Here is an 8,321-nt window from a genome sequence, read left to right on the forward strand (position 1 = left end):
CCCAGTTCACTAGACGAATAACACGGAATTTAGTTGTTTATTGCCTGAAGCTCTTTATTTCTTATCTCTGAAGGTTTAAATGCCCCGAAAACTCATACTTTTGATCGTTGTCGTCGTCTTTGAAACGGATAACCCAGATATAAATTCCAACTTGTGACATGCCGCCTCCGGCATATGTGCCATCCCAGCCTACTTGTGTATCTCTGGATTCAAACACCAATTCTCCCCAGCGATTATAGACGTAAAACTCGTAGCTTGCGGGCGAAAATCCTGCTGTCATGATCGGAAGGAAAATATTGTTGTGCTCGTCACCGTCCGGGGTAAATGTATTCGGAACATAGAACAGCAGTTGATCCTTAACTATTACAATTCGACTTGTTGTATCCCGGCATCCCTGATCTGAGATCACGATTAGCTCCACGTTGTAATTCCCGACCTGACCTATTGGAAACTGGTGGACAGGACTTACTTCGTCGGAAGTTGTGCCGTCATCAAAATTCCAGAAATTCTCATTGTTTAATGTAGAAGCATTTTCAAAGGTTGTAGTCGGGTCGAATGAGAACACCTGTTGTGGATTCGCACTGAAACTTGCAACCGGCAAAGGATCCACACAAATCATGTTCGAAATGGTTTCGCTTGTCGTACACAAACCATCTGCTGTAATTGTCAAAGTCACGTCGAAACAATCAATTCCGGTATATTGGTGAGCTACCGTTGAATTATTCGAAGACAAAGTTCCGTCTCCCAAATCCCACGTTACAACAGAACCTGGGTTTGCCGTACTTTCATTGATAAACGCAACATCCAAAGGAAAGCATCCTTTGTCAACGTCTGATGAGAAAGCAATAATCGGGTTTTCCGTGATTTGAATATTCACTTTTACGGTATCTTTTACACACATTGTATCAGCAGGCAAAACATATGCGAACTGGTAATTCCCATTCGGGAGCAAAGACAAGTCAAGAACTCCGGCAGCTGCATCGAACTGGTTGGACGGAGACAAGGAAGTTTCTGTCCAATATGGAGCCAATGTCTGGAAAGCACCGGTTGTGTATTGGTCGAGGTCCACTGTTGATCCCGAAGAATTACACAGATGGAGGCTCGTAGGATTCACTCCTATCGGCTGGCTGTTTACCAGGATCTGGAACCTGCTTGTATCGTTCGGACAATAATTCCCGAATACCACGTATTCAGCCAGGTTCGAACCGATTGCTCCATTCACGGTCAATTGTCCGGCCGCAGTTAAACTCGTTCCGAAACCACCGTTTACATCCGACCAGGTACCACCTGATGTACTTCCCGCACTTCGTAAGTTATTCAAATCCACCACGCCGTTCGTTTCACACCAAACAGCCAAACTATCGTTTCCGGCATGTTTCTGTGCTTCAACAGTTAACGTCATCGAATCTGTTTTAGCACATTGGGATGCATTCGTAACAGTTACCTGGTAGGTTCCGGCAGTTGTTACACTCAATGTTTGATCGGTTGACCCATCGTTCCACAAATACGTTTCGCCCGGATTTTGGGCATCCAGAACCAAAGTTGATCCTTCACAGATGGTTGTATCCGGACCTAAATTTACGACCGGAAACGCACTGTATGAGACAACTACCGTATCGTAGGAATAGCAAATCGGTTTGAAGGTAATGTCATCCAAAACAAAGTCATTTCCACCCGGATTGATATTTTGGTTTGCAATACAGATTTGAGCGGAATTATTCAAGCCGGAGTTCCAAACCTGGAAATATTGCTGCCAGGTACATCCGATGGTAGAAGTGGAAAATACCGGCCCTATGGAAGTTCCGTTGATAGTAAACTGCAATTGGGCAACATTTACTTCATTCAAAGCATTGGTTACCCAGGTCCCGAATTGATAGTCCGTATTTGATTGAACGGGTACATTTTGACACCAAACATTGATTCCCGGTGTTCCGGATCCGTTTACAACCATCATTTGAGTTCCCGGAGCAGGTGTGTGATCTGCACATGCTGTAAAGTTGCTGTGCGCGGAAAAAGGAGACGCTACAATGGCATATGTTCCAGGATCAGATACAAGTCCCCAGCTTCCCCCGGTTCCAACGGTATAACCGGTTGTGAAGCCCGTATTCCCTGATTCAAAATCACCGTTGACGATTTGGTTGTTTCCCAGTTTTCCGACTTTGACACTGTATGTCCCCGGACTGGTGATAAACCTGGTCGAAGCTGTAGAATTATTGTTCCACTTATAGGAATCATAAGGGCCTGATGCAGCCGCATTTAAAGTGATGGTCTGTCCGGTACACAAAGTTGTGTCCGGTCCCAGGTTCACAGACGGGATGTTCCCGATAGTGATCGTAAAGTTAGCAGCATCATTGACACACCCACCCGTGCCGGCCACCGTGTAAGTAAACGTGTAGGTTCCCTGACCTAAACCGCTGGTATTAAACACGGAAGTCCCGGAATTGAAATTTCCGGAAGCCGGAGTCGTTGTTTCTGACCAGGTTCCCCCTGCAGAAGATCCGCCAGACAAAAAGGAAGACATCGTAATGGCCGGACCAGGTCCGCAATAGTAAGCACCGTTATCAAAACCTGCTGAAGGCTGCTGTGAAATTGTAATCGTAAAGGACTCTTCATCGGAACAACCGGCTGCTCCGCCAAAGGCATACAGAGTTTGTGAAGTGGTGATTATTTGCCCCGGGTTGTAAGCTGTCCCCGTTCCTCCAGGACCTGTATAATACTTCTCGTTTCCGGCAAGAGTACTTCCTGTTATTGCAGGCAAAGTGTAGGAAGTACAAGCCTGCACATTAGCGATCGGATTGAGGCTGGGAGTTGAAACCAATGAAACCGTTACTTGTGCAACTGAGTCCGCACAACCTGCAGCGCCGTCAATCGTGTAAGTATAAACACCATTCGTGTTCACCCCCGGTGAAAAGGTTCCCTGGTAACCGTTGGTTAATGCGGAAGGGCCTGTCCAGACTCCGCCTTGTGACAAATCGGTGTTTATGGTAGTGTACAAATCTGTCGTACCTGTTCCTGCACAAGCTGAAAGCGTTCTGAGGATCGGGTTCGGAGTACATTGCGATAAACGAAGGTCATCAAAACCGGCATCATTTCCCGGACCTCCGATCAGGTTTGTTACGATCTCGAAAGTAATGGAAGTTGTTGTGGGAGTGAAAGCTGTCATCGTAATATCGTTCCAAAGACTTCCGGTTACAACGGTCTGTGTCACCAGGATAACACCGTTTGCATCTTTCACATTAAAAGTCAGGTTATTACTACTCGACCACGCATCTCTGGTAGAAAAACTGAAGCGGTAAGATTGTCCAGGACATATGTCAGCAAATGGCTGAGAATATAATAGCCCGGTATATCCGTCAGCGATATTCAGGTACATTCCTTTGGAACCGGTGCGAACACAACCGGGATAAGTTTGCGGATCATTCTGATAGGTTGAGCCCGGAATGATATATGGAATCGGTGTGGAGTATTCGAAAGAATCAAAAAAAACGGAAGTCCATGTGCACTGCGAAAAGCCATTGAAATGTATTCCTACAGCAATGAAGAACACCCATTTAATTGATTTGGAGAGATTATTCAATATCATCGTTATGAACATTACTTTAACTAGTAAACTTCAAATGTAGGTTAACGTTGCTTTATATATACGGGACAAAAGCGGGACAAAACAAAAAAAACGGACAAGCCGTTTTTTTCTTAACATTAAAATTATTCATTAGTTCAAAAAGCTTCAAAGCTTCTTCGCTCTGTGTCTTCGCTGAAAGTTCAGCATAAGCGTAATAAGCTTCGAAGGTTCAAAAAGAGTTTAAAGTGTTCATTTGAACATTTGAACCAATCTACAAACTCCAGTATTCGAGGTCTTTAATTTTTCCTTTGTAAATTCCTTTTATATCGACAAAAACCCCGCGGCTATCTTTCATCAGTGATTTGAAATAGTCTTCGTCCAGGTTTTTATAGTCTTTATGGTTTACAGCTACAATGACCGCATCGTAGTTCTTACCGATTTCCACCAAACCTACTCCGTATTCGTGTTCCATCTCTTCGGAAGAAGCATGCGGATCCACCAGGTCAACTTTTACCTGGAAAGATTTCAATTCGTTTACCACGTCGATCACTTTCGAATTGCGGATATCCGAAACATCTTCTTTGAAGGTTGCCCCCATAACCAGTACTTTGGCATCCTGGATATTCCTTCCCTGGGCAATAATTTTCTTCACGGTCTGCTTACCGATGTAGAAGCCCATGGAATCGTTCACGTAACGACCGCTGTTGATGATCTTTGCGTGATAACCGGCTTGTTGTGCTTTATGTGTCAAATAATACGGATCTACACCTATACAGTGTCCGCCCACCAATCCCGGTGAAAATTTCAGGAAATTCCATTTTGTCCCGGCAGCCTCCAACACTTCGTAAGTATTGATTCCCAAACGGTTAAAAATAATCGATAATTCATTGATCAACGCGATGTTTACATCTCGCTGTGTATTCTCAATGATTTTTGCAGCTTCAGCCACTTTAATGGAAGCCGCACGGTGCACTCCGGCAGCAACTACCAATTCATAGGTTTTCGCTATTTCTTCCAGGGATTCTTCGCAGCATCCGGAAACGACTTTTACGACATTTTGAAGCGTGTGTTCTTTGTCTCCCGGGTTGATTCGCTCCGGTGAATACCCCACTTTGAAATCTTCCCGGAACTTCAATCCGGAAATTTCTTCCAATACCGGAATACAGTCTTCTTCCGTACACCCGGGGTATACTGTAGATTCAAAAACGACGTAATCTCCTTTTTTCATAACCTGGGCAACTGTTTTGGATGCTCCCAAAAGCGGTCTCAAATCCGGAAGGTTCGCATCGTCGATAGGCGTAGGAACGGCAACTATATAGAATTGAACGTCTCTCAGGTCTTCTATATCTGCTGTGAAATGAATGTCACAACTATCAAAAGCACTGGATTCCAACTCATTGCTCGGGTCTTTTTTGTTGCGCATCAGGTCGACACGTGCCTGGTTGATATCAAAACCAACCACACTTATTTTCTTCGCAAATTCCAATGCAATCGGAAGTCCTACATATCCAAGGCCGATAACAGCCAGTTTCGCTTCTTTCGCTACTAATTTATTGTAAATTGAGCTGCTCATTTCTTACTTTATAAATACGTTCAATAATCTCTACTACTTTCAATCCTTCCAAAGCATTGGTCGTAGCTGAAGTGCGTCCTTTCAGGGTATCGATAACGTTTGTTATCACGTAGTGGTGGTTTGCCGCCGAACCTTTATATGCCCCGTAATCGTTACCAGGATTTGTAGGCGCCAGTTCCGGCATTTCATACCCCGGAATGTTGCAAACTTCTACTTCGTTCATATACTGACCACCGATTTTCACACTTCCGTTCTTTCCGACGATTGTCATGGAACTTTCCAGGTTGCGGTCTGCCACAGCTGTGGAATAATTGATGCATCCCATTCCGCCGTTGATGAAATCAAAGCTTACAAAGCCCGAATCTTCGAAATCAGTAGAGTCTTTGTGCGTAAAATCCGCAAATTTCCCCTGAATATTGTCGATATCGCCGAATAACCAGTACATAATATCAATGAAGTGTGAGAACTGGGTAAACAAAGTCCCGCCGTCCAGATCTTTGGTTCCCTTCCAGCCGCCGGCTTTGTAATAACGCTCATCGCGGTTCCAGTAGCAGTTTAGCTGTACCATGAATATATCACCCAGTACCTTACTCTCGATCAGGTCTTTGATCCACTCACTTGGCGGTGAATAGCGGTTCTGCATCACACAGAAAACCTGTTTGGACTGCTGCAGTGATTTAAAGATTACTTTTTCGCACTGATCCTTGGTTAAACCCATGGGTTTCTCCACCACGACGTGCTTTTTATTTTCCAGCCCGGCCAAAGCCTGTTCTGCGTGCAATCCGTTCGGAGTACACACATTCAACACATCAAACTCGATCCCTGAAGCAAGCAGTTCTTCCAATGTATGAAAGAAAGGAACATTAAAGTCTGCAGCGGCGCATTCTTCGATCGAACGGATATCGATCATGGCTACCAACTCTGCTTCCGGGTCTCTTCGGACCATTTCAGCATGTCTTTTACCGATATGTCCGGCCCCAAGAACGGCAAACTTTACTTTGTGATTTTCTGGTATCATATTATTCAATGCTCGTTATCGACTGGTATTTGAAAGCCCAAAAGTAATTAAAATTGCTTGGAATAAAGTGGTGTGAAGCAAATTCAGGAATTGCCTTAAAATTATTTCCCGCAGAGGTTCGCAGATTGATGCGGACTTTTATTTGCTTATCGTTCGTGATATTATTTATGAACCGAATACCCGCTTGTTCTGCAGACAGAGAGAACAACAGATTTTTCGATACCCACCTTTCGTAGAGCTGTTTTATTTCCCGCAGACCACAACTATTTCGCAGATATATCTATTAAATTGAATCTGCACACTCCTGTATATTTCTCCACTTGAAAAGATTCTATTTCACGGGAATCATTTCTTAGATCGTAAAATCTTTACGAAGTCGGGGCGTAATTTTGCAGAGCTTTCAAACAGGAAAGATGAATTAACTTAAAATTACGCACTACTTCACATAAACGTGTATTTTTTTAGTATTTTCGGAACGTTGTAACCAAAAGTACCGCACGCATTATGAATTAAACACAAATCCACTGGCCGATAATCAGAGACACGGCCTTCACTGAATCACATTCAGCGATACATGATTTAAGAACCCGGAAACGGATACCTGTAATTATCCTCTTTCCGATTTTCCGGTCAATTACAGGATCACCGGAACACACTTTGCAGGAACAGGAAGCCGAAAATGTTCCCGCAGGGATTTTACCAGAGTAGGCAATACTTTTAATTCACTACCATGAAAAAAATCACTTATTTGCTGTCACTAACAGCTTTACTGACTGCCAACCAATCTTTCTCACAGGAAAATGTCATCCCCGAAAACGGGAATGTGGGAATCGGAACCGGAACTACCGCCCCTACTGCACGCCTGCAGGTCGCAGGTTCAACCCGCATTGACTCCACGCTTACTGTTAATGATTCCGTAGTGATGGCAACCAGTGCCAGAGTCGGAGAGGATCTGAAGGTAGACGGAAACCTTTATTTGCCCAATATTCCTCAAATTGATGGGCTGCACGACGAAACCATCCTTGTCAGCGGAGCTGATGGAATTACCAAAAAACTAACTGCCGCTGCTTTAAAGGACATCGTATACCTGCGCAATTGTGACCTGGTAGGCGGAATTGTTTCCAGTCCTTCCTGGGCAAACGGCCCCAATAAATTATTCAGTGAATGTCCTGAAGTTTTGGTTGCCATTGGCCACAGCACCCCCACCCGCAACCTGGATGTAAAAGGTGACATCAAAGCCAGTGCGCACATCTGGGCCAACAGTTCCATTTCAATAGGTGCAGACATGAACACTTTTTCCAGGCTAAACATTGTCAATACCAACCGCACCGCTGTTATCCAGGGTAATACAGTAGGAAATACCCAACCTTATCAGCGTTTGATGTTCTTTGAGTACAACAACACGGACACTAAAATCATGGAGGTTGTAAACACAACAACAGGAACTACTCCTTTCGCTCTGCACACAAACGGAGCTATGGACATTCATAACGGGACAGACCGTATTTTCCATTTAGGAACGGAAGGCTCATTGGAACTAAAAAGCGGGGGACTACAAACGTTCAAAGTTGAAACAAATGGAATGATCCGCGGGCGCAGAATGAAACTGGACCTGAATACCTGGGCGGATTACGTATTCGAACCAACTTACCGATTAATGCCGTTGACCGAAGTAGAAGCATTTGTTAAGAAGGAAAAACACCTGCCGAATGTTCCGTCTGAAAAAGAATTACAAGTGGAAGGAGCAGATGTCATGGAGATCAACAAAATGCTGATGGAGAAAGTAGAAGAACTGACTCTGTACCTTATCCAGCAGAACAAGGATACAGAAGCGTTAAAAACGCAATTAGAAGCATTGAAAGCACAAGTGGTTGAATTGGAGAAAACGAAGTAAGATGAGTCTAAAAACAATCCAATTTCTGGTATTCATAGTGTTTTTATGGATACCTGATCACTACTATTCGCAACTATTGCAGAACGGTGGTTTCGAAACAAACGGAGGGCCTAATGGAAACCCGATTAACTATAGCTACAACCTTGAATTAGCAGCACCATGGAAAAATCTAAACGGAACATGTGACTGGGTTTACCCGGGTACATATGCAGCCGGCACGCCAAGAACAGGAGATGGCTGCGCTCGCGTAGGTTGGGGTGAGGACGCCGAGGAC

General features: G+C 44.3%; 5 protein-coding genes. 2 read left to right on the plus strand and 3 right to left on the minus strand.

Features of this window, described 5'->3' with window-relative positions; genetic code table 11:
• Positions 1-61: 61 nt before the first annotated feature.
• The 3 genes from QZT69_RS16800 to QZT69_RS16810 form a co-directional block, all read right to left on the minus strand.
• On the minus strand, positions 62-3,583 hold the full coding sequence (locus tag QZT69_RS16800; protein WP_294678000.1) for a PKD domain-containing protein: 3,522 nt from the start codon (positions 3,581-3,583) through the stop codon (positions 62-64).
• 250 nt (positions 3,584-3,833) lie between these two features.
• Positions 3,834-5,135, minus strand: coding sequence for a nucleotide sugar dehydrogenase (locus QZT69_RS16805; protein WP_294678016.1), 1,302 nt, complete (start codon positions 5,133-5,135; stop codon positions 3,834-3,836).
• Complete coding sequence (locus QZT69_RS16810; protein WP_294678024.1) at positions 5,113-6,153, minus strand: Gfo/Idh/MocA family oxidoreductase; 1,041 nt, start codon at positions 6,151-6,153, stop codon at positions 5,113-5,115. Before QZT69_RS16810 ends, QZT69_RS16805 begins: the two co-directional genes overlap by 23 nt.
• Positions 6,154-6,883: 730 nt before the next feature.
• Here QZT69_RS16810 and QZT69_RS16815 point away from each other — a divergent pair.
• Both QZT69_RS16815 and QZT69_RS16820 read left to right on the plus strand, forming a co-directional pair.
• Positions 6,884-8,047 (plus strand): hypothetical protein, encoded by a 1,164-nt coding sequence (locus QZT69_RS16815; protein WP_294678029.1) that lies wholly within the window; start codon positions 6,884-6,886, stop codon positions 8,045-8,047.
• A 1-nt stretch (position 8,048) separates the two neighbouring features.
• The coding region (locus QZT69_RS16820; protein ID WP_294678037.1) for a hypothetical protein at positions 8,049-8,321 on the plus strand (273 nt) is incomplete at its 3' end.

Origin of the sequence: uncultured Fluviicola sp. (assembly GCF_902168135.1) — a bacterium.
GTDB lineage: Bacteria > Bacteroidota > Bacteroidia > Flavobacteriales_D > Crocinitomicaceae > Fluviicola.